Origin of the sequence: Thioclava sp. F1Mire-8, from assembly GCF_002213165.1 — a bacterium.
GTDB classification, from domain to species: Bacteria; Pseudomonadota; Alphaproteobacteria; order Rhodobacterales; family Rhodobacteraceae; genus Thioclava; species Thioclava nitratireducens.
Window position 1 is genome coordinate 23,888 of record NZ_NBNY01000002.1, and the last position, 20,631, is coordinate 44,518.

Consider the following 20,631-nt stretch of genomic DNA (forward strand, 5'->3'; position numbering starts at 1 on the left):
TTCAGGCGCGCGGATGGCTCTTGTCGTAGATTTCCATAAGTCGCGCCGCGTCGACGGCAGTGTAGATCTGGGTGGTGCCGAGGCTCGCATGGCCCAGCAGTTCCTGAATGGCGCGCAGATCGCCGCCAGCGGCCAGCAAATGCGTGGCAAAGCTGTGGCGCATCGCATGCGGCGTCGCGGTCGAAGGCAGGCCAAGCGACATGCGCGCCCGCTCCATCGCCTTGGAAATCATCCGCGGATTGAGCGGCTTTCCGCGTGCGCCGTAGAACAAGGGGGCGTCCGGCTCGGCCGGGTAGGGGCACAGGCGTATGTATTCGGCCACCGCCTCGCGGGCGGCGGGGACGACCGGGACCAGCCGTTCTTTGTCGCCCTTGCCCCGGATGCGCAGCACCTCGGGCAGCGGATGGGCGTCGGCGCGCAGCGCGAGCGCCTCGGATATCCGCAGCCCGCAGCCATAAAGCAGCGTCAGCACGGCGGCATCGCGCGCGGCGATCCACGGCTCCATCGCTTGCGTGTCGACCTGTTCGATCATCTCGGCGGCGGCGTCTTCGTTCAGCGGTCGCGGCAGCTTGCGTTGATATTTCGGGCTGCGGGTCGAGAGGATATGGCTCGCGTCGAACCCGTCGCGATCGGCGAGCCAGCGGATGAAGCTTTTGACCGAGGACAGAGCGCGGGCGAGCGAGCGCGATGAAACCTCGCGCGACCGCTCATGCGCCATCCATGCCCGCATGTCGGAAGGGCCGAGCTGCGCGATCCGGGCGGTGTCGAGGCTCTCGCCATGATGATTTTGCAGAAATCCCAGGAAGCCCGCCACGTCGCGCCGATAGGCGGTGATCGTATGCTCGGACGCGTCGCGTAAACCGCGCAGATGGCTCAGCCACTCGGCGAGCGCGTCTTGCAGCCCTGCGGACGGCTCCGCCATCAATCCAGCCAGCGGCGCATCGTGCGTTCGAATACGCCTGCGAAGAAGGCCAGAAGATCGGTGCCCTGCGAGGGTTTGAACTGATGCGGATCCTCGGCGGCCATGACCAGCATGCCCGGCAGCCGGCCCTCGCCCAGATCGAGCTGCATCAGCGCCTCGGAGCGCACCCAGTTCGCGGCCTCGCCGAAGATCGCCTCGGAGCCGGGAACGGTCTGGCGCAGCACGACCTGTCGCGGCTGCCCGCCGCGCCCGCCGCGCATGTATTCGGTGATGAAGCCGGGTTCGGCGACGCAAAGCACCTCACCCAGCTGGCGAAGTGCCGGGTCGTCCTCGTTCTGGTGGCTCTCGAGCACCAGACGCACCGCATCGACGCGCAGGATCTCGGCCACTTCGGAAGCCAAATTCGACAGGAAGGACTGAAAGTCATGCGGGTCGAGCATCCGCAGAACCGCGCGGTGAATCTGGTTGGTACCTGCGAGGTTCTCATAGGCGGCGGCGATGACCGACCGGTGGGTGTCTTCCAGCCGGTCGAGCCGCGCCTCCAGCCGGGACATGGCCGCGCCGCGCAGATCGACGATATTGCCGCCCATCGCCGCTTCGTTCGCGGCGATCAGCGCCCGCATCAGGTCGCGGTCCTCGAGAATCACGTCAGGGTCGGAAATGATCTTGTCGCGGAGTTGCTCCACGAGGGCCGGTTCGGTCATGCCTGTCTCGTCGCTCATCGATGCGTCATTTTTTCCGAGCATACACGATGCGCATCGCGACGCAGTCCAAAAATCGGCCCCCGCGACGAAAAAGGCCCGCCGGATAGGCGGGCCTGTGCCGTTTCGGACTCACGCCGGAAGATCAGATCTTCTGGCCGGTCGCTTCCCAATCCTTGAGGAACTGGGCCAGACCCTTGTCGGTCAGCGGATGGTTCGCCATCGACTTGATAACCGCCGGCGGGGCGGTGATCACGTCGGCGCCGATGCGCGCGGCGTCGCTGATGTGGTTCACCGAGCGGATCGAGGCGGCGAGGATCTGGGTCGAGAAATCGTAGTTGTCATAGACCGTGCGGATGTCTTCGATCAGATCCATCCCATCGAGGTTGATGTCGTCGAGGCGGCCGATGAAGGGCGAGATGAAGGTCGCGCCCGCCTTTGCGGCGAGGATCGCCTGCGCGGTCGAGAAGCACAGCGTGACATTGACCATGTGGCCTTCGGATGCGAAAGCCTTGCAAGCGGTCAGGCCGTCCCAGGTCAGCGGCACCTTGATCGCGATATTGGGGGCGATCTTGGCGAGCTTCATACCTTCTTCGATCATGTCCTTGGCTTCGGTGGCCACGACTTCGGCCGAGACCGGCCCGTGGACCATGTCGCAGATTTCCTTGGTGACTTCGAGAATGTTGCGGCCCGATTTCAGGATCAGCGACGGGTTGGTGGTCACGCCATCGACCATACCCAGATCGTTGAGTTCCTTGATCGCGGCGGTGTCAGCGGTATCGACGAAGAATTTCATGGCAGCTCTCCTTGGCGGCAGTCGCGAGCGTGTTAGCGCAAAAGCGGCGAGGGTGAAAGAGGTCGCAACGCCAGAGGGGCTCAGCCCCGCGGCTTCGCCGCTCCCGGGAATATTTAGTGCAGTTGGAAGGCATGGCGATGTCTGAACCCGGTTGGTTCGAAGAGGGCGCGCGGGTCGCGGTGCTGACAGCGGAGCCGATCGGGCGGCCGCTCGATTACCGCGCGCCGGAGGGCGGCTGCTACAACGGCGCTTTCGTCGAGGTGCCGCTGGGGCCGCGCAAGGTGCTGGGTGTGGTCTGGGGGGCGGGCGAGGGCGGTTTCGACGCGGCCAAGCTGCGCGCGGTGAACCGGGTCTTCGATGTGCCGCCGATGCGCGACGAGCTGCGCGTCTTTCTCGAGCGGATGGCGGAGTACACGATGACGCCCCTGCCGCAGGTTTTGCGCCTCGCGACGCGGGCGCCGGGCTTGGGCGATCCGCCGGGGATGCGCAAGATCTACCGCTTGGGCGATCGTGAGCCGTCGCGGATGACCGATGCGCGGGCGCGGGTGCTCGAGGTGCTGGAAGAGCATGGCGGCGCAGGGTTTTACCTGAGCGAGTTAGCGCATCTGGCGGGGGTGACGACGCAGGTGGTGAAAGGGCTGGTGAAGACCGGTGCGCTGATCGAGGCGGAGGTCCCGCGCGATCAGCCCTTCCCGCGGCTCGATCCGGCGCGGCCCGGCAAGGCGCTGTCGGAGGCGCAGACCGCCGCGGCGGCGGCGTTGCGGACAGGCTCCGGCGCGTATTCGACGACGCTGCTTAAGGGCGTGACCGGATCGGGCAAGACGGAGGTCTATCTCGAGGCCGTCGCGGAATGTCTGCGCAAGGGGCGGCAGGCCTTGGTGCTGTTGCCCGAGATCGCTCTGAGTTCCGAGTTCCTTTCGCGGGTCGAGGCGCGGTTCGGCGCGCGCCCCGGCGAGTGGCATTCCGGCGTCACGCAGAGCGAGCGGCGCAGGCTGTGGAAGGCCTGCGGCGCGGGCGAGGTGCAGCTTGTCGTCGGCGCGCGCTCGGCGCTGTTCCTGCCGTTTCGCGATCTGGGGCTGATCGTCGTCGATGAGGAGCATGACAGCTCCTACAAGCAGGAGGAGGGCGTTCTCTATAATGCGCGCGACATGGCGGTGCTGCGCGCCTCGGGTTGTTCGGCGCAGGTGGTGCTGGCCTCGGCGACGCCTAGTCTCGAGACATGGGCGAACGCGGAGGCGGGGAAGTATCAGCGGCTTGATCTGGGCGCACGGTTCGGCACGGCGGAACTGCCCGAGATGGGCACGATCGACATGCGTGACGAGGCGATCGAGAGCGCGCATTGGATCGGGCCGACGCTGGTGAAGGAGGTGCTGGCGCGGGTGGCCGAGGGGCAGCAGGCGATGCTGTTTCTCAACCGTCGCGGCTATGCGCCGGTCACGATCTGTCGGGCCTGCGGGCATCAGATTGGCTGCGATCATTGCGACGCGCGGATGGTCGAGCACCGTTTCCTGAAGCGCCTCGTCTGCCACCAATGCGGCGAGACGAAGCCGATCCCGGTGAAATGCCCGAGCTGCGAAGTGGAAGGGAAGCTCGCGCCGGTCGGGCCGGGGGTCGAGCGGCTGGCCGAGGAGGTTGCGGAGCGCTTCCCCGACGCGCGCCTGGCGGTGCTGTCTTCTGACCTGTTCGGTTCAGCCCGCGCGCTGAAGGAGAAGATCGCCGAGATCGCACAGGGCGAGGCGGATATCATCATCGGCACCCAGATCGTGGCGAAGGGGCATAACTTCCCACGGCTGACCTTGGTGGGCGTGATCGACGCCGATCTGGGCCTGCAGGGCTCGGACCTGCGCGCGGCGGAGAAGACATTCCAACTGATGCGGCAGGTGGCGGGCCGGGCGGGCCGCGCCGAGGAGAAGGGCGCGGCGCTGTTGCAGACCTATCAGCCCGAGCACCCGGTGATCCGGGCGATTCTGGGCGGCGACGAGGAGGCGTTCTGGGCGCAGGAGGCGGCCGCGCGGCAGGCCCAGGGCGTACCGCCTTACGGGCGGATGGCCGGGATCATCCTGTCGGGGCCGGATCTGCAGCCGCTTTTCGAGATCGGCAATCACCTGGCGCGCAACGACGCCGCGCTGCGCCGGATCGGCGCGCAGGTCTTCGGGCCCGCGCCTGCGCCGATCGCGCGGGTGCGCGGGCGGCATCGGGTGCGGATGCTGGTGAAGGCAGAGAAAAGCGCGCCGCTGCAGGGCGCGCTCAAGGCTTGGCTCAAGGGGCTGAAGCTGCCGACGAATGCGCGGCTCGCAGTCGATATCGATCCGCAGAGCTTTCTTTGAGGGCGCCTAGCGGCTGCCTCTTCCCTTCGCCGGTGGTTTCTGGAAGCTCCGCCACTGCCTTCGTTAGCGGTTCGCTCCGGGTACCCATAACACATCATCCTTGCCATCGTCATTCGCGATCCGGGCTGCGACGAAGAACCAGTCGGACAGGCGGTTTAGATATTTCACTGCCCATTCGTTGACGCCTTCGATCGCGGCGAGGGACACGGCTTCGCGCTCGGCACGACGCGCGACGGTGCGCGACATGTGAAGGTGCGCCGCGAGCGCCGTGCCGCCCGGCAGGATGAAGCTGCGCAGCGGCTCGAGCTTCTTGTTCATCGCGTCGATCTCGGTCTCGAGCCGGGTCACCTGGGACTCGACCATGCGCAGGACCGGGTAGCCCGCCTCGTCGTCATGTTCCATGTCCGGGCGCGCCAGATCGGCGCCAAGATCGAAGAGGTCGTTCTGGATCACGGAAAGCTGCTTTTGCAGCGCCTTGTCGGCATGCAGGCGCGCGATACCCACGGTCGCGTTCAGCTCGTCCACCGTGCCATAGGCGGTCACGCGCGCGGAATGTTTGGCAACGCGCACCCCGTTCGAGAGCGCGGTTTCCCCGGCGTCGCCGGTGCGCGTGTAGATGCGATTGAGAACGACCATCAGCCACCCTTTCTGAGATAAACGAACAACAGGATCAGCGCGATCGCGACCGCCTGGGCGGCAATGCGCAACCGCATCAGCTTGTTGGCATGTTTCTTGTTGAAATCGCCCCCGCGTCCGAAGCCCGCGATGCCGATCATCAAGATCACCAGAACCGCCAGACTTGCCACGGCGACGATGTAGAATAACGGGTCGTTGCGCATGTAGTCTCTCTCCCTCTGGGCTCAAGACATAGCTGGAGATCACGAAAATGCGAAAGGATTTTCAGCCCTTGGCCAGCACCCAGTCGAGCATCCGGTCTGGCAGGAAGCGGCGCACGACACTGATCGTCTTCGTGGGCGTGGTGATCTTGTAGCGCGGCTTCGGGTTCGGGGCCTCGAGCGCCTTGAGGATCGCCTTCGTCACCTCGGAGGGCGGCAGTTCGAACGTGTCGGGCTTGCCGCGGCCTTGGTAGAGACGCTTTAGCAAGCTGCCCTCGTATTGCGCGCGGCGGGCGGAGTTCTCCCAATCCACCCATTTCTCGAAAGGCGGGATCGAATTGACCCGGATTTTCGAGGTGATAGGGCCCGGCTGGATCAGCACGATCTTGATGTCCGTATCTGCCATCTCGAGCCGCATCACGTCGGTCAGCCCTTCCAGCGCGAATTTCGTCGAGGCGTAGGCTGCGCGCCATTTCAGACCGACGAAGCCCAGCACCGAGGAGCATTGCAGGATGCGTCCTTCGCCGTTGTCGCCCTGTGCGCGCATCACCTTGATCGCGCGGGTCGTCAGGTCGTGCAGGCCAAACAGGTTGGTCTCGAAAATCTCGCGCAGCGCGCCGGGCGGAATGTCCTCAGCAGCGCCGGGGCAGGCGAAGGCGGCGTTATTGTAGAGCGCATCAAGCCGGCCATGCCCGCGCGCGAGCGCCTCGTTGAAGCCAGCCTCGATGCTTTCGGGATCGGCCACGTCGAGTTGGAACGAGACCAAGCCCTCGGAGCGCAGACGTTGGCAATCCTCTTCGCGGCGGCAGGTGGCGAAGACTTTCCAGCCCGCGGCCTTCAGCCCGTGGGCCGCGTCGTAGCCGATGCCCGAGGAGCATCCGGTGATCAGAATCGTCTTGGCCATGCGCGCGCCTTCCCTCTGATCCGGCGAGGCAAAGAAAAACCCGCCGGAGATATGCCTCCGGCGGGAATATTTTGACCCGGGTGGAAAAACAAGAATTTAGCGGTGCACCGCCTGTGAAAGCTCAGTTCGCCGGGCGCAGATATTTCTTCGAGACCCAGCCTTCGGTGCCGCCGCCTTCGATCTTCACATGCGCCCAACCGCCGCTCTCGGCCACAACGAGCACTTGATCGCCTTTGCGGACGCTGTCGATCGCGGCATTGCTGGTCGAGGGGCCCGAGCGCACGTTGAGGGCATTGGCCGAGACGCTCCAGAGCGTGCCGCCGTCGACTTCCGGCGCAGCGGTCTTGCGATGTTCCGGCGAGGGTTTGAGCTCAGGGCCCGGCATCCGCGTGTTCGGCGTGATGCGCGTGATCAGCGACGCCTTCTCGATTTTCGGCGTATCGGTCGGCGATGTGGCGGCCGCCTTCGCGACAATTTGAGGCGCTTCGCTGGCCGAAAGTTCTTGACTGTCGGTCGCGGCGCGTGACACCTGTACCGTGTCATTTGACGTAGCCGCAGAGGCCTGTTCGACGTCCCCGGGGACGTCGCGACCGGCGATGGCCATAACGGCGTAAATACCCGCCAAAGTGGTCAGCAACAACTTACCCATGTTCAACCCCCTGATTCCGAATTGGCAGCTGGGGAATCATTGAAATGTTAACACGATTCCGCCTGCTCTACGTCGGTGAAATTCCGCCGACGGGGGAAAAGTTCCTTGGAAATTCTTATTCCTGCTTTTCCCGCTGGACCGGGATCGGGCTCGGCTTTAGTAAATCGGCATGAGCAGTGACGAAGAAAATCCCCTCTCCACCAGTTCCGAACCGCTGAGCCGCGCGATTGGCGAGCGCTATCTGACCTATGCGCTCTCGACGATCATGCACCGGGCGCTGCCCGATGCGCGCGACGGGTTGAAGCCGGTGCATCGGCGCATCCTCTTCGCGATGCGCGAACTGAAGCTGTCGCCCACCGGCGGCTTTCGGAAATCCGCGAAGATCTCGGGTGACGTGATGGGGAACTACCACCCCCATGGCGACGCCGCGATCTACGACGCGATGGCGCGTCTCGCGCAGGATTTCGCGATGCGCTACAAGCTCGTCGACGGGCAGGGCAACTTCGGCAATATCGACGGCGATAACCCGGCAGCCTCGCGTTACACCGAGGCACGTCTGGCCTCACCGTCCGAGTCGCTTCTGGAAGGTCTGGCCGAGAACGCGGTCGATTACCGCCCGAACTACGACGGTACGCTGACCGAGCCGGTCGTGCTGCCCGCCGCCTTTCCGAACCTGCTGGCCAATGGCGCGAGCGGCATCGCGGTCGGCATGGCGACGAACATCCCCCCGCATAACCTCGGTGAGTTGGTCGAGGCGCTCTTGGAGATGATCAAGCGCCCCGCCATCACTGATGACGAGCTGGTCGAGCATATCCCCGGCCCCGACTTCCCGACCGGCGGTGTGCTGGTCGAGCCGCCCGAGAATATCCGCGACGCCTATCGCACCGGGCGCGGTGCGTTCCGTCTGCGGGCGCGCTGGGAGAAAGAGGATCTCGGCCGCGGTCAGTGGCAGATCGTCGTCACCGAGATTCCGTATCAGGTGCAGAAATCGAAGCTGATCGAGCGTCTGGCCGAGGTCATCCAGACCCGCAAAGTGCCCGCGCTGGCCGATGTGCGCGACGAGAGTGCCGACGATATCCGCATCGTGCTGGAGCCGAAATCGCGCACCGTCGAGCCCGAGATGCTGATGGGGATGCTGTTCAAGAACTCCGATCTGGAGGTCCGCTTCTCGCTCAACATGAACGTGCTGATCGACGGGCGGGTGCCGAAGGTCTGCTCGCTCAAGGAGGTGCTGCGCGCCTTCCTCGATCACCGGCGCGAGGTGCTGCTGCGCCGTTCGCAGCATCGGATGGACAAGATCGACGCGCGTCTGGAAGTGCTCGAAGGCTACATTATCGCCTTCCTGAACCTCGACCGGGTGATCGAGATCATTCGCTACGAGGACGAACCCAAAGCGATGCTGATGGCCGAGTTCGAACTGTCGGACGTGCAGGCCGAAGCGATCCTAAACATGCGCCTGCGCAGTCTGCGCAAGCTCGAGGAGATGGAACTCAAGCGCGAGCGTGATGCACTGATCGAAGAGCGCTCGGGACTGGAAGACCTTCTCGCCTCCGAAAAGCTGCAATGGAAGACGATCGGCGGTGAGCTGAAAGAGATCGACAAGAAATTCGGCCGCAACGCCGAGGGCGGCGCGCGACGCACCGGCTTCGCCGAGGCCGGTGAGGTCGAGGAAGTGCCGATCGAGGCGATGATCGAACGCGAACCGATTACCGTGATCCTGTCGAAGATGGGCTGGATCCGGGCGATGAAGGGCCACAACGCGCTCGACGCCGAGGTGAAGTTCAAGGATGGCGACGGGCCGATGTTCGCCATGCATGCCGAGACCACGGACCGGATCGTCGCGATGGGCTCCAACGGGCGCGCCTATACGGTGCTCGGGGCGAATCTGCCCGGCGGGCGCGGCATGGGCGAGCCGCTGCGGCTGATGGTCGACCTGCCCAACGAGGCGGAGGTGACGCATCTGCTGCTGCCGAAGGCGGGCGAGAAATACCTTCTAGCCTCCTCGGATGGCGACGGGTTCGTCTGCCCGGGCGAAGAGCTCGTGGCGCAGACCAAATCGGGCAAGCAGGTTCTGAACATGAAGGGGGCGGCGAAAACCACCGTCTGCTCGAAGATCGACGGCGACACGGTCGCTTGCGTCGGTCAGAACCGCAAGCTGCTGGTCTTCCCGCTGGAAGAGCTGCCCGAAATGGCGCGCGGCAAGGGCGTCCGTTTGCAGAAATACAAGGACGGGGGGCTGAGCGACGCCAAGACCTTCACCCTGGCCGATGGTCTGAGCTGGAAGGATCCGGCGGGCCGCACGCGGACCGAGACCGACCTCGCCGAATGGACCGGAAAGCGCGCCTCGGCGGGCCGCATGGCCCCGCGTGGCTTCCCGCGGGACAACAGGTTCACCTGAGGCTTTGCCTGAGGGATCGTCCGGACAGGCCCGGGCGATCCGGCAGGGGGCGCCGCCCCCTCTTGCCCTGTCGGGCAATTCACCCCCGGGATATTTTCGCCAAGGCGAAGCATGAATGTTCGCTCTCGCCCGTCACGCGCGCTCTACTGTCAGCCAGATGCCGCCCTTTGGGCGTGTGGTCAGGATCATCTCCGGCACAGGCTCGCGCCCCGGAACGGCGGTGAAGCGGAACCGGGCGAGGAGCGTGGCGAGGATGATCTGTGCTTCCTGCATCGCGAAGCCCGCGCCGATGCAAATCCGCGGCCCGGCCCCGAAGGGCAGGAAGGCGAAGCGGTCATGCGTCGGATCGGCGAAACGATCCGGGCGGAAGGCATGCGGGTCGTCCCACAGCGCGTGGTGACGGTGGAGCGCGTAGATCGGCAGCATCACCGTGTCGCCTGCGCGCACCTCGCGCCCCAGAAGCGTGTCGGGTTTGCGCGCCGTGCGCGACAGGAAGCCCGCAGGCGGGTAGAGGCGCAGGCTTTCGTTCACGATCTGCGCGACGAGGGGCATTTTCGGCAGGTCATCGACGGTCGCCGCATGCGCGCCGAGCGCGGCCTGCGCCTCGCTGCGGGCGGCCTCCTGCACCGCCGGGTCGAAGGCGCAGAGATAGAGCGCCCAGGCGAGCGTCAGGGCGGTGGTCTCATGGCCTGCGACAATGAAGGTCAGCAGGTTGTCGCGTAGCTCGGCCGGGCTCATCTCGCGGCCGGTTTCGGGGTCCTGCGCGCCGTCGAGCAGGTCCAGAAGGTCGGGCACCGCCTTCGCCTCGCTCGCGCGCCGGGCCTCGATCGCGCGGTCCGCATGGCGCTTGAGGTCGCGCACGACGCCCGAGGAGATCACCCGATGCGGGCGCGGCACCCAAGCGGGCAGCGCGAAGAGATCCAGCAGCGAGACCTTTGCCGTCTGCGCGATATAGGCGTCGATCGCCCGATGGATCGCGGCGCGGTCGAAGCCCTCGTCGCCCGAGAAGGTCACGTCCGAGATCACCTCGAAGGTCGCAGCCACCATCTCCTGATGCAGATCCACCGCGCGACCGGTATCGGCGGCGGTGCTGATGCGCGCGGCAGAGGCCTCCGCTGCCGCCCCCATGACGGGGGCGAGCGCCTCCATGTTGCGCGCGGCGAAAACCGGAGAGGCGGCGCGGCGCTGCCAGCGCCATTCGGCCCCTTCGGCGACGAATAGCCCTTCCCCTACGGCAGGGCCGAGAATGAGCTTGGTCACCACCGATTTCGGATAATCCTCGACGCGCGTCTTGAGGATGTGACGCAGGCTGTCAGGGTCCATCACCATATGCCAGCGCGCGCCTGTATTGCCCGAGATGATCGGTGCATGGGTGGCCAGTTCCGGTATTATTTCCAACAGGTTGCGCCGCGCAGCCCGGAAGCTCGCGAGGATCCCCAGCGGGTGCTCGGCAAGCGGTGCGCGGGCGGGAAGGCGGTGGGTGTCGTCTGTCGCAGCGTAATCCATGACGGGATGGTAGTGCGGAGCGGGTCGCTGCCCAAGCGAAACCGCGAACACAGACAGGGGAAACCCTACATTCCGGGCTTGATTTTTCCCCGCCAGGGCAATAGGTAGCGCGCGATATTGACTCGGGCTCGCTGCTAGCGGCCCCCTAACCAGAGGCGCCCCGCGAGATGGCAAAGGAAAAGTTTGAACGTAACAAACCGCACGTCAACATCGGCACGATTGGCCACGTTGACCACGGCAAGACGACGCTGACGGCTGCGATCACGAAGTATTTCGGTGATTTCCGCGCGTATGACCAGATCGACGGCGCGCCGGAAGAGAAAGCCCGCGGCATCACGATCTCGACCGCGCACGTGGAGTACGAGACCGAGTCGCGTCACTACGCGCACGTCGACTGCCCCGGCCACGCCGACTACGTGAAGAACATGATCACGGGTGCCGCGCAGATGGACGGCGCGATCCTGGTCGTGAACGCAGCTGACGGCCCGATGCCGCAGACGCGCGAGCACATCCTGCTCGGCCGTCAGGTCGGCATCCCGGCGATGGTCGTGTACCTGAACAAGGTTGACCAGGTCGACGACGAGGAGCTGCTCGAGCTCGTGGAAATGGAAGTTCGCGAACTTCTGTCGTCCTACGACTTCCCCGGCGACGATATCCCGATCATCAAGGGTTCGGCTCTGGCCGCGATGGAAGGCCGTGATCCGGAAATCGGCGAGAACTCGATCCGTGCTCTGATGGAAGCTGTCGACAGCTACATCCCGACGCCGGAGCGCGCCGTGGACCAGCCCTTCCTGATGCCGATCGAAGACGTGTTCTCGATTTCGGGTCGTGGTACGGTTGTGACCGGCCGCGTCGAGCGTGGCGTGATCAACGTCGGCGACGAACTGGAAATCGTGGGCATCCGCGACACCTCGAAGACGACCTGCACGGGCGTCGAGATGTTCCGCAAGCTGCTGGACCGTGGTGAAGCTGGCGACAACATCGGCGCGCTGCTGCGCGGCATCGACCGTGACGGCGTCGAGCGTGGTCAGGTTCTGTGCAAGCCGGGTTCGGTGAAGCCGCACACGAAGTTCGAAGCTGAAGCCTACATCCTCACCAAAGAGGAAGGTGGCCGTCACACCCCGTTCTTCGCGAACTACCGTCCGCAGTTCTACTTCCGCACGACGGACGTGACCGGCACCGTGACGCTGCCCGAGGGCACCGAGATGGTGATGCCGGGCGACAACCTGAAGTTCGAAGTCGAACTGATCGCTCCGATCGCGATGGAAGACGGTCTGCGCTTCGCAATCCGCGAAGGCGGTCGCACCGTCGGCGCCGGCGTGGTGTCGAAAATCATCGAGTGATCTTCGGATCATTTGGACTTGCGAAGGGCCGCCCGCTTGGGCGGCCCTTTTGCTTTGCGTGAAAGGCGCGGTGCCGGTGGTCGCAATCGCGGGTGTCTCGCGCTAGATCTTCTGCGGATCGGGTGGTGCGGGAGGATGCAAGACATGGTGGAGACGAACGGTGCGCGTGAGCGGCGCTGGGACGTAGACGGGCTACGGATCGCCGGGCTTAAATGGGGCCCCGAGGAGGGGCTGCCGGTCTTGGCGCTGCATGGTTGGATGGATCATGCAGCAAGCTTTGCCGAGCTCGCGCCGCGGCTGAATGGCTGCCATGTCGTCGCGCTCGATTTGAGCGGGCAGGGGCTGAGCGGGCATCGCGCGGCCCATGCGAGCTACAATATCTGGGACGACTTGCCGCAGATCCTGCGGGTGCTCGACGCTCTGGGCTGGAAGGAGTGCGTGCTGCTGGGCCATTCGCGGGGTGCCAATATCGCGGCGCTGTTGGCGGCAGCGATGCCGGAGCGGGTGCGGGGTTTCATCGCGCTCGATTCGCTGGCCCCCGAGCCGGTGGCGCAGGACTTCGTCACAACCCTGCGCGCCTATCTGACCGAGGTGCCAACGCAGGCGGCGCGACCTCCGCGCCGTTTCCCGATGCGCGAGGCCTATATCGCGCGCCGCGCGGGGCAGCGCAATGCGCGCGCGGTGGCCGAGGCGCTGGCGGAGCGTGCACTGGAAGAAGGCTCCGAGGGCTGGCATCTGCGCGGCGACCGGCGGCTGTTCGCAAGCTCTGCAGCGAAACTCGATCGCGACGATGTGGAGGCGGTGCTGCGGGCGATCCGGGCACCGGTGCTCAATATCTGGGCTGAGGACGGGATCCGGGCGCGGCGCGAGGGCACGGCGGAGCTGGCGCGATGGGGGGCCGAGCTGATCGCCGATTACGAGAGCGTGGAGATCGCCGGCGGCCACCATTTCCACCTCGACCCTGACGCGGCGGAGCAGATCGCGAAGGCGATGACGGAGTGGCGCGCGCGCAAGCTGTGACCGGACGGCTGGCGCGGACCCGTCGCTTGCGCTAGACCGGACGAGCACGCAATGGAGGCGCCGATGGACAAGACCCTTTTCTGATCCCGTTTCCCTGAAACTCTGATCGAGAGAGGTCTCTCCATGTCTGCCCATCCGCTGCCGCGGCGCTTTCCTGCGCCCGATACCCGCAATCCTGTCCTGCTGCCCGATGGCATGCCGCATGAACCCACCGTGTTCCTGCAGGCGGTGATCGATCATCCCAATATCGAGGTCGGGCGCTATGCTTATTACAGCCCTCTCGTTCCCGTGCCGGACGCGGCGGCGGAGCTGGCGCCGTATCTGTTTCCCGGCTGCCCCGAGCGGCTGGTGATCGGCCCCTTCGCGCAGATCGCGCATGGGGTGCGCTTCATCACCGCCTCGGCCAATCATCCGATGGGCGGGATTACGACCTATCCGTTCCGGATTTTCGACATGGAGACGGCGGGGAAATATCTCGAGGAGAATGCCGCGATCGGCGATACGGTAATCGGGCCGGATGTCTGGCTAGGCTTCAATGCAATGGTGGTGCCCGGGGTGCGCATCAGCGCGGGGGCGATCGTGGCGGCTGGCTCGGTGGTCGCGCAGGACGTGCCGCCCTTCGCCATCGTTGCTGGCAATCCGGCGCGCGTGGTGCGGTCCCGGTTCAACCCCGATGAGATTGCACAATTGCTCGAACTGGCGTGGTGGGACTGGCCGGTGGAGGCCATACAGGCCGCGCTTCCGGCACTGGAAGCAGGCGATGTCGCCGCACTGGCCAGACACGCACCCTAAGCGAGAGGCTTGCCGCTGCGCGCAACGACGCTAGGCTCTGGGCAACGCTACGATTTCGCCCGGAGCCCGGATGACCAACAGCCCGATCCTCTTCTCGCATATCCTCTCGGGCGCGCCCGATCCTGACGGGCCTGCCGATATCGTCGAGGCGCTACGGGACGAACGGCTCGCCTGGGCGCATCTGGACGGGACGCACCCGCGGGCGCAGCGCTGGATTCGCGAGGAGCTGGATTACCTCGACCCGCAGGCGGTGGAGGCGTTGCTAGATGTCGATACGCGCCCGCGCATGAGCCAGATCGGCGAGGGGCTTCTGGTGATCCTGCGCGCGATCAACTTCAACGAGGGCGAAGACCCCGAGGATATGGTCTCGCTGCGGATGTATCTCGACCGGCAGCGCATCCTGACGATCTCGCGCAAGCGCGTGCGCGCGATCGAGCACATGAACGTAGCGATCCGCGACGGCCAAGGGCCCAGCGACGCGGGCAGCTTCCTCGTGCAACTCACCGAGGATATCGTCGGCAATATCGGAGTGTTCCAGAGCGAATTGGACGAACGCGCCGAAACGCTAGAGGATCAGGTCTATGGCGGGCACGCCGATCACATGCGCCGCGACGTTCTGGACCTGCGGCTGCAGGTGATCGCGGCGCGGCGTTACCTCGCGCCGCAACGCGAAGCCCTGATCCGTCTGACGCAGGCGGAGAGCCCGATCATCGACGAGGTCACGCGGCGCGAGATCGAGGAAGAAGCGTTGAAAATGACGCGGATTTCGGAAGATATGGACGAGCTGCGCGATCAGGCGCAGGTGCTCCGCGAGGAACTCTCGAGCCAGCTGTCGGATCGGGTGAACCGCAACACCTTCGTGCTGTCGGTGGTCTCCACGATCTTCCTGCCCCTCGGGTTTCTCACCGGACTGTTCGGTGTCAACATCGGCGGGATGCCGGGGCTGAATTCCGACAATGCGTTCAATTATCTGGTGATCGTCTGCGTGGTGATCGTCGCCGTGCAGTTGATGGTCATGGGCCTCCTGCGCCTCTATTCGAAGCGCAGGAAGCGGTAATTCACGCGATCAGGCGGCGTCGCGCATGTGGCGACCTTCCTGCACCTCCTCGATGATCTTTGCGACGAAATCGTCGAGATCCTTCGGGTTGCGCGAGGTGACGACGCCATTGTCGGAAACCACGGATTCGTTGACCCATTCGCCACCGGCGTTTTCGACATCGGTGCGCACCGAGTGATACGAGGTCATCTTGCGCCCCTTGGCGATACCGGTTTCGATCAGAAGCCAAGGTGCGTGGCAGACCGCGGCTACAACCTTCCCCTGGTCATAGAAATTGCGCAGCAGGTCCAGCGCGCTTTTCTCGACACGAAGAAGGTCGGGGTTGATCTGACCGCCGGGTAGAACGATCGCATCGTAATTCGACGCGTCGACATCGGAGATCTTGCGCTGCACCGAAACGGTTTCGCCCCAGTCGGTTTCGTCCCAACCGCAGATATCTTCGCCGTCGAGCGAGGCGATGTCGATCTGCGCGCCTGCTTCGATCAGCTTGTCGCGCGGAACGGTCAATTCGGCCTGCTCGAAACCATCGGTGGCCATGATCAGAATGCGGGCTTCGGTAATCTTTGGCATATGCTTTCCTTTCCAGAGGCGCAGCTTGCGCGGGTTCGGAGGAAAAACGATCTGTGCTCGGCTTGCGTTCCACGGCGATTTCTTCGGCGGGGAAATGCGAGAGATCGATGGAAAGGTACTTGATTTCGGTCGCGTGAGACTTTAGCACCCACGCCACGGCCTAGGGGTATAGCTCAGTTGGTAGAGCATCGGTCTCCAAAACCGAGGGTCGCGGGTTCGAGTCCCTCTGCCCCTGCCAGCCGTTTCCTGAAAATTTACGTTCGTTCGCGTAACGTTCCGAAAGATGGCGTCACCTGACGCCGATTTCGGACGCTATCGCGAGGAATCGTTGTGCTGGGCAGAATTTTCCGGGTCTTTCAGCGATATGCCGACGCGAATCTCCGAATCTCTCGGACTGTGGGCGGTTTGGGCGCGCGCGCGGAAGCTTGCGGCCTGCATGTCACGCGATATGAGTATAGCGGAAACCGTCTTCGGCTGGAGGGGCGAATCGCCGCTCCGGAGCTGGTCTTGCGGTTGGACAGCGTGACGCAACGATGCGCCCTTGAACCCGACGCTTCAGGGGTGGCGAAATTCGCCTTCGATCTGCCGTTTTGGCCCGCTCGGGTAGAACTGGCCATTCCCGGTAAAGGAGCTGAAAGGGCAAGGAAACGAAAGCTGGACCTTGCCGCCGATCGGACGCCTTCGTCTCACTTTCGGGCAGCTGCGTATTGCGCCGATATTTCTTTGGCGGCTCGCCTCTCATGCCGGCGACATCTGGCGATGGCGAAGCCGCGGCGACAGTTCCGCGGGGATGAGGGTGAAGTCGGCACTGGGGTTTGTGGCGCAATCGCGAGGTGCGCTTCTACCGTCCGACTTGTTGCGCACCGAACCGCCTGACGAACCGCCGGCTTCCCCCGCGATCGTGATTGTCTTGCCAGTTTTCAACGCGCGGAATCTGCTGCGCGAGACGCTCGATCGCATCGTTCGGCATACGGATCTCGATTGGCACATGATCGTGGTCGAAGATCGCTCGACCGATCCCGAGATGCGGCCGTTTCTGCGCGATTGGTGTAAGGCCAAAGCCAACGTGACGCTTCTGGAAAATGCAGCAAATCTGGGCTTCGTCGCCTCCGTCAATCGCGGGTATGAGGAGGTCCTGAATCGCTTCCCAGACCGTCCCGTGGTCTTGCTGAATTCGGATGTCTTCGTGCCTGCGGGCTGGGCGTCGCGGCTTGTGGAGCCGCTCACCGACCCTGAGGTGGCAAGCGTGACGCCAATGTCGAATGACGCGCAGATATTGTCGGTGCCGATGCCTGGTGCGCGGAGCGATCTGCCGCCCGGGGCCGTCGATCAGATCGATGCCTTCGCCGCGAAGTTGGAACCTTCGCAAGCGCGCGCCGATCTGCCCACCGGGATCGGTTTTTGCATGGCGCTCGCCCCCCGCTTTCTTTCCCAACTTCCGTGCTTCGATCCGGGGTTCGGGCGCGGCTACGGAGAGGAGACGGATTGGTGCCAAAGGGTACGGCGGCTCGGGGGGCGCCATGTCGGGATAAGCTCGCTTTTCGTCGAGCATCGGGGCAGTGCCTCCTTCGGTCCGTCGGCGCGCCAGAAACTGGTGGAACGCAATCACGCGAAGATCGAGCGGCGCTATCCGAGCTATCCGCGCGCGGTCGATCGGTTTCTTAGCCGCGACCCGCTGGCAGCTCCTCGTTTTGTGCTTGCCTTGGCGCGTGCGGGCGCATTGCAGGCCGCGCCGCTCAAAATCTGGTTCGGGCATTCCCTTGGTGGCGGCGCAGAGATTCGGCTGCGTGAGGAAATCGCCGCGGAGCTTCGCGCCGGGCGGCGCGGCGTCGTTCTGCGTGTCGGCGGTGCGGCTCGCTGGTCCATCGAGCTTCACGACCCGCTCGGCCCATGCATCACAGAGACGGCGGATCGGGCAGCGATCCTTTCTCTGCTGCAGGTCCTTCCAGAACGCCACGTAATCTATTCCTGCGGCGTCGGTCATTCGGCGCCGCTCGAAATCCCAGAGCTGTTAGTCGATCTGTCCCGAGGGCACCAACTCGACATTCTTTTCCACGACTATTTCCCTCTCAGTGAGGCATACACCCTCCTGGAAGAGGGGCCCAGTCTGCGCGACATCCCGGTGCGTATCGATCTGCGCCCCGGATTCCGAAAGCCGCCTCGCGCGCATTCAAGCGGCGACCGATCGGAATGGGAAGCTGCATGGGGTGCCGCAATGACCGCGGCGACGCGCTTGCGCGTTTTCTCGCGCAGTTCCGCTGGCATCGTTGCGTCGGTTCGCCCCGACCTTGCGGATAAGATCGACTGCAAGCCGCATGACAGGAGGCGACCTGCACGTCTGACCTATCCGCATCACAGGCAACTGGCGAACTCCGGCACCTCCTCGAATGCTGACAGATCTGCGCAGCCCGTTATTGGCGTGCTTGGCCATATCGGCCTGCACAAGGGAGCCTCGGTCGTGGAAGCCGTAGGCGATGCGTGCATCGCTGACGGGCGCGCGCGGCTCGTGCTACTGGGGACTCTCGATCCGCGGTTTCATCTCGACGCGCCGAACCACATCCATGGGCCGTTCGAGCGGTCTGACTTGCCGATACTGGTTGCGCATCACGGAATCGATCGGTGGTTTATCCAGTCGCTCTGGCCGGAGACCTTTTCGTTCACGACGCACGAGGCCCTCGGCACCGGCCTGCCGGTGACCTGTTTCGATCTCGGCGCACAGGCTGAGGCGGTCAGGGCTGCGGGCAGACAGGGATGCGTTTTGCCGCTGCCACGGTATCCATCGGATGTCGACATGGGTCGCCTGCTCGGACAGCCCGACTGCGAAAGGTGGGTAGCGTGACATTCGAGGACAGTCTTGCCGTCTTCCACGTCGGCGCTCCGAAATGCGGCAGTTCGGCCCTTCAATCGGCATGGAGCGTACACCCGGACAGGGCGTCACGTACCGGACATCGCGTGCGCTATATCGGCGCGGCGAAGGTCAGGGGATTGGTGATGCCGCTGCGCGGCAGGGCCGTGTCACATGCCGCGGCGCTTTCTCCTTACGGATATGTCTCGATGCCAGATCCGGGTCGCGAGGTCGGGGCAAGCCCCTTCGCCGCTTTCCTCCAGAGAGAAATGGCGCGCGCCCACAGCTGCGGCTACATCCCGTTTTTCTCGAATGAGGGATGGATTCGGCGCCCCGAAATTTTTGCGTCGCTGCTCGCCGACCTTGGCCATCCGCCCGTCACCGTGTTGGCCTTCCTGCGGCCGCCTTTGACATGGATGAATGCGGCGTTCTGGCAGTGGGGCGTCTGGAGCCGTCCCTGCTTTGACGATTGGCTGCGCGCCTGGCGGTGTCCTTATAGCTTCGGTGCCGATCTCGCGGCTTGGGTGCGTATTCCCAATGTTCGCTTGCAGGTCGCCCCAGCAGGGCATGACGCGGTCGCTTGCACCGATGCTCTCTTTCAAACATCGAGCCAGCCGTCCCGGCAGCGTCACAGAACTGGCAGCGCGGCGCAGATTGGTTTCCTACTGCGCAATCGGCGCTTCCGCCCAGATACCCATCGCGCCGAAATCGAGTTCCTGTTGCAGAGGTGTTTGGCGGCGGGGCCTATGCTTCGCCGCGCGTGGGCAATCGCGCCGCATCATGTGGAGACGCTGCAGGAGATCGCGCAGACCCAGCGCCAAAAGCTCGAGCGCGTGTTACCCGCTACCCAGGCGGAGGCCATATGCGACGATCCGTTCTGGGCTTCCCCCTATCCCTATCATCCCGAAATAGAGAAAGGTCCTGCACGGCTAGACGATCTCGACGAATTGCGCATCTTTGCGGGGCGGCTCCTCTCTGGGTCATGGCCAGCGGACGCAACGCTTGGAGAACTCGATCGGTTGATCGCAAAGCGTCTCGATACCCTTCTGCACAAGGACCGTTGTGGTCGGTGGCGCGCCGCGCTGTTCGGTGCGCCTTCGCGCCGGTCCGCAACGCTCACCTTGCGAGGAGATCCCGGTAACGCGTCCTGAGCGCCAGAAGGCCGATGGCCAGCGCCACGAGTGATACGCCGATGACCCAAGGCGCGGAAAGATGATCGGGCTCGTAGGTCGGGAAGAACCCGTGCCTCAGATAGCCGATGACATGTACGAGCGGGTTGAACCACAGGACGTCTGCGGCCCACGTCGGCAGGTGATCGGTGAGGAAAAACACACCGGATATCAGGAACATAGGTCGCATCAGGATCGACCATATCTGCTGCCAGACAGGGATACGCAGGAAGAGAAAACAGTTGAGCGTTCCGATGCCGAAGGACAACAGCACGGCAAGACTCGCCGCCTCGAATATCCGCAGCGGATCAGGGCTCGCGCGGGAGTCGAAGATCAGCAGGCAGCCCTGAAGAACTAGGTAAGAGACGATGAGTTTCGTGAGTGCATTCAAAACGAGTCGCGCGATGAGTGCATCGAGAAAGCTCACCGTCGGATAGGCCAGAAGGGCGCGCGAGTAGGTGAGCGCGTTGGCGACTTTCGATTGGACCTCCGAAAACAGCATGAAGGGCAGTAGCCCTGTCGCATAGAAAAGCGCGAAACTGGCTCCGAGCGGCGGAGCATGGAAGGTCAACGAAAAGAAAAGAGTGAGCAAGGCGATGCCGCCGACCGGCTCGAGGAGAGCCCAGAGATAGCCCCCCGGCGAGCGGCCGTAGCTGGCGGACATCTCGCGCAAGATGAGCGCGCCGATCGCACGAAGAGCCGGGAAGGACCGGTTGGGGGGACTGGGCGCATGTGAGAAAAACATTTCGAGCCTCGTTTACCGGTTTTCAATTCGGATCGTGTTCGCTGGGATCCG

Annotated in this window: 18 protein-coding genes and 1 tRNA gene; 9 read left to right on the forward strand and 10 right to left on the reverse strand. The window is 64.3% G+C overall.

Annotation, left to right across the window (positions count from 1 at the left end):
- Window position 1: 1 nt before the first annotated feature.
- From B6V75_RS08590 to fsa, 3 genes are all read right to left on the reverse strand, one after another.
- Complete coding sequence (locus B6V75_RS08590; protein WP_088719446.1) at window positions 2-922, reverse strand: tyrosine recombinase XerC; 921 nt, start codon at window positions 920-922, stop codon at window positions 2-4.
- Window positions 922-1,626 carry a DUF484 family protein gene (locus B6V75_RS08595; protein ID WP_075774302.1) on the reverse strand — a complete coding sequence of 235 codons (705 nt, stop codon included), beginning with the start codon at window positions 1,624-1,626 and terminating at the stop codon, window positions 922-924. Before B6V75_RS08595 ends, B6V75_RS08590 begins: the two co-directional genes overlap by 1 nt.
- Before the next feature lie 142 nt (window positions 1,627-1,768).
- On the reverse strand, window positions 1,769-2,419 hold the full coding sequence (fsa, locus tag B6V75_RS08600; RefSeq protein WP_088719447.1) for a fructose-6-phosphate aldolase: 651 nt from the start codon (window positions 2,417-2,419) through the stop codon (window positions 1,769-1,771).
- Window positions 2,420-2,556: 137 nt separating this feature from the next.
- On the opposite strand from fsa, the gene B6V75_RS08605 reads away from it, so the two are divergent.
- Complete coding sequence (locus B6V75_RS08605; protein WP_088719749.1) at window positions 2,557-4,746, forward strand: primosomal protein N'; 2,190 nt, start codon at window positions 2,557-2,559, stop codon at window positions 4,744-4,746.
- Window positions 4,747-4,809: 63 nt separating this feature from the next.
- On the opposite strand, the gene B6V75_RS08610 is transcribed toward B6V75_RS08605, so the two are convergent.
- The 4 genes from B6V75_RS08610 to B6V75_RS08625 all read right to left on the reverse strand — a co-directional run bounded on the left by B6V75_RS08610 (window position 4,810) and on the right by B6V75_RS08625 (window position 7,135).
- The gene (locus B6V75_RS08610) at window positions 4,810-5,382 is read right to left on the reverse strand and encodes a cob(I)yrinic acid a,c-diamide adenosyltransferase (protein WP_088719448.1); all 573 of its coding nucleotides are present in this window, start codon (window positions 5,380-5,382) and stop codon (window positions 4,810-4,812) included.
- On the reverse strand, window positions 5,382-5,585 hold the full coding sequence (locus B6V75_RS08615; protein ID WP_075773805.1) for a twin transmembrane helix small protein: 204 nt from the start codon (window positions 5,583-5,585) through the stop codon (window positions 5,382-5,384). Before B6V75_RS08615 ends, B6V75_RS08610 begins: the two co-directional genes overlap by 1 nt.
- A 61-nt stretch (window positions 5,586-5,646) precedes the next feature.
- The gene (locus B6V75_RS08620; RefSeq protein WP_088719449.1) at window positions 5,647-6,486 is read right to left on the reverse strand and encodes an SDR family NAD(P)-dependent oxidoreductase; all 840 of its coding nucleotides are present in this window, start codon (window positions 6,484-6,486) and stop codon (window positions 5,647-5,649) included.
- A gap of 121 nt (window positions 6,487-6,607) precedes the next feature.
- Window positions 6,608-7,135, reverse strand: a complete 528-nt coding sequence (locus B6V75_RS08625) for an SH3 domain-containing protein (RefSeq protein WP_088719450.1) — start codon at window positions 7,133-7,135, stop codon at window positions 6,608-6,610.
- Window positions 7,136-7,304: 169 nt separating this feature from the next.
- Here B6V75_RS08625 and parC point away from each other — a divergent pair, with 169 nt between their 5' ends.
- On the forward strand, window positions 7,305-9,533 hold the full coding sequence (gene parC / locus B6V75_RS08630; protein ID WP_075773808.1) for a DNA topoisomerase IV subunit A: 2,229 nt from the start codon (window positions 7,305-7,307) through the stop codon (window positions 9,531-9,533).
- A 132-nt stretch (window positions 9,534-9,665) separates the two neighbouring features.
- Here the strand turns inward: parC and B6V75_RS08635 are convergent, their stop codons facing one another.
- Complete coding sequence (locus tag B6V75_RS08635) at window positions 9,666-11,039, reverse strand: cytochrome P450 (protein WP_088719451.1); 1,374 nt, start codon at window positions 11,037-11,039, stop codon at window positions 9,666-9,668.
- A gap of 167 nt (window positions 11,040-11,206) precedes the next feature.
- Here B6V75_RS08635 and tuf point away from each other — a divergent pair, with 167 nt between their 5' ends.
- The 4 genes from tuf (at window position 11,207) to B6V75_RS08655 (ending at window position 15,251) form a co-directional block, all read left to right on the forward strand.
- A complete protein-coding gene (gene tuf, locus B6V75_RS08640) occupies window positions 11,207-12,382 on the forward strand; it encodes an elongation factor Tu (RefSeq protein ID WP_077701325.1) in 1,176 nt (391 codons plus the stop codon).
- Between the two features lie 144 nt (window positions 12,383-12,526).
- Window positions 12,527-13,402, forward strand: a complete 876-nt coding sequence (locus B6V75_RS08645) for an alpha/beta fold hydrolase (protein WP_088719452.1) — start codon at window positions 12,527-12,529, stop codon at window positions 13,400-13,402.
- Between the two features lie 123 nt (window positions 13,403-13,525).
- Window positions 13,526-14,194, forward strand: a complete 669-nt coding sequence (locus B6V75_RS08650) for a CatB-related O-acetyltransferase (protein ID WP_088719453.1) — start codon at window positions 13,526-13,528, stop codon at window positions 14,192-14,194.
- 70 nt (window positions 14,195-14,264) lie between these two features.
- On the forward strand, window positions 14,265-15,251 hold the full coding sequence (locus B6V75_RS08655) for a zinc transporter ZntB (RefSeq protein ID WP_075773813.1): 987 nt from the start codon (window positions 14,265-14,267) through the stop codon (window positions 15,249-15,251).
- Between the two features lie 9 nt (window positions 15,252-15,260).
- Here B6V75_RS08655 and B6V75_RS08660 read toward each other — a convergent pair whose 3' ends face one another.
- Entirely contained in the window at window positions 15,261-15,821 is a 561-nt protein-coding gene (locus tag B6V75_RS08660; RefSeq protein ID WP_088719454.1) for a type 1 glutamine amidotransferase domain-containing protein, read from the reverse strand.
- 162 nt (window positions 15,822-15,983) lie between these two features.
- Here B6V75_RS08660 and B6V75_RS08665 point away from each other — a divergent pair.
- The 3 genes from B6V75_RS08665 (at window position 15,984) to B6V75_RS08675 (ending at window position 19,817) form a co-directional block, all read left to right on the forward strand.
- A tRNA-Trp gene (locus tag B6V75_RS08665) sits at window positions 15,984-16,059 on the forward strand.
- 558 nt (window positions 16,060-16,617) lie between these two features.
- Window positions 16,618-18,660 (forward strand): glycosyltransferase, encoded by a 2,043-nt coding sequence (locus tag B6V75_RS08670; protein WP_168174458.1) that lies wholly within the window; start codon window positions 16,618-16,620, stop codon window positions 18,658-18,660.
- Window positions 18,657-19,817, forward strand: coding sequence for a hypothetical protein (locus B6V75_RS08675; protein ID WP_146735121.1), 1,161 nt, complete (start codon window positions 18,657-18,659; stop codon window positions 19,815-19,817). The genes B6V75_RS08670 and B6V75_RS08675 overlap by 4 nt, the downstream gene beginning before the upstream one ends.
- Here B6V75_RS08675 and B6V75_RS08680 read toward each other — a convergent pair.
- Window positions 19,783-20,580, reverse strand: coding sequence for an ABC transporter permease (locus B6V75_RS08680; protein ID WP_088719457.1), 798 nt, complete (start codon window positions 20,578-20,580; stop codon window positions 19,783-19,785). The two genes, B6V75_RS08675 and B6V75_RS08680, sit on opposite strands and share 35 nt — an antisense overlap.
- Window positions 20,581-20,631: the final 51 nt, after the last annotated feature.

Excerpts from the sequence above, each read along its gene's own strand:
- B6V75_RS08680 (WP_088719457.1), bottom strand. The coding sequence starts at position 20,580 with ATGTTTTTCTCACATGCGCCCAGTCCCCCCAACCGGTCCTTCCCGGCT.
- B6V75_RS08605 (WP_088719749.1), top strand. The coding sequence starts at position 2,557 with ATGTCTGAACCCGGTTGGTTCGAAGAGGGCGCGCGGGTCGCGGTGCTG.
- B6V75_RS08625 (WP_088719450.1), bottom strand. The coding sequence starts at position 7,135 with ATGGGTAAGTTGTTGCTGACCACTTTGGCGGGTATTTACGCCGTTATG.
- B6V75_RS08615 (WP_075773805.1), bottom strand. The coding sequence starts at position 5,585 with ATGCGCAACGACCCGTTATTCTACATCGTCGCCGTGGCAAGTCTGGCG.
- B6V75_RS08645 (WP_088719452.1), top strand. The coding sequence starts at position 12,527 with ATGGTGGAGACGAACGGTGCGCGTGAGCGGCGCTGGGACGTAGACGGG.
- tuf (WP_077701325.1), top strand. The coding sequence starts at position 11,207 with ATGGCAAAGGAAAAGTTTGAACGTAACAAACCGCACGTCAACATCGGC.
- B6V75_RS08650 (WP_088719453.1), top strand. The coding sequence starts at position 13,526 with ATGTCTGCCCATCCGCTGCCGCGGCGCTTTCCTGCGCCCGATACCCGC.
- parC (WP_075773808.1), top strand. The coding sequence starts at position 7,305 with ATGAGCAGTGACGAAGAAAATCCCCTCTCCACCAGTTCCGAACCGCTG.
- B6V75_RS08620 (WP_088719449.1), bottom strand. The coding sequence starts at position 6,486 with ATGGCCAAGACGATTCTGATCACCGGATGCTCCTCGGGCATCGGCTAC.
- B6V75_RS08635 (WP_088719451.1), bottom strand. The coding sequence starts at position 11,039 with ATGGATTACGCTGCGACAGACGACACCCACCGCCTTCCCGCCCGCGCA.
- B6V75_RS08590 (WP_088719446.1), bottom strand. The coding sequence starts at position 922 with ATGGCGGAGCCGTCCGCAGGGCTGCAAGACGCGCTCGCCGAGTGGCTG.
- B6V75_RS08610 (WP_088719448.1), bottom strand. The coding sequence starts at position 5,382 with ATGGTCGTTCTCAATCGCATCTACACGCGCACCGGCGACGCCGGGGAA.
- fsa (WP_088719447.1), bottom strand. The coding sequence starts at position 2,419 with ATGAAATTCTTCGTCGATACCGCTGACACCGCCGCGATCAAGGAACTC.
- B6V75_RS08660 (WP_088719454.1), bottom strand. The coding sequence starts at position 15,821 with ATGCCAAAGATTACCGAAGCCCGCATTCTGATCATGGCCACCGATGGT.
- B6V75_RS08595 (WP_075774302.1), bottom strand. The coding sequence starts at position 1,626 with ATGACCGAACCGGCCCTCGTGGAGCAACTCCGCGACAAGATCATTTCC.
- B6V75_RS08655 (WP_075773813.1), top strand. The coding sequence starts at position 14,265 with ATGACCAACAGCCCGATCCTCTTCTCGCATATCCTCTCGGGCGCGCCC.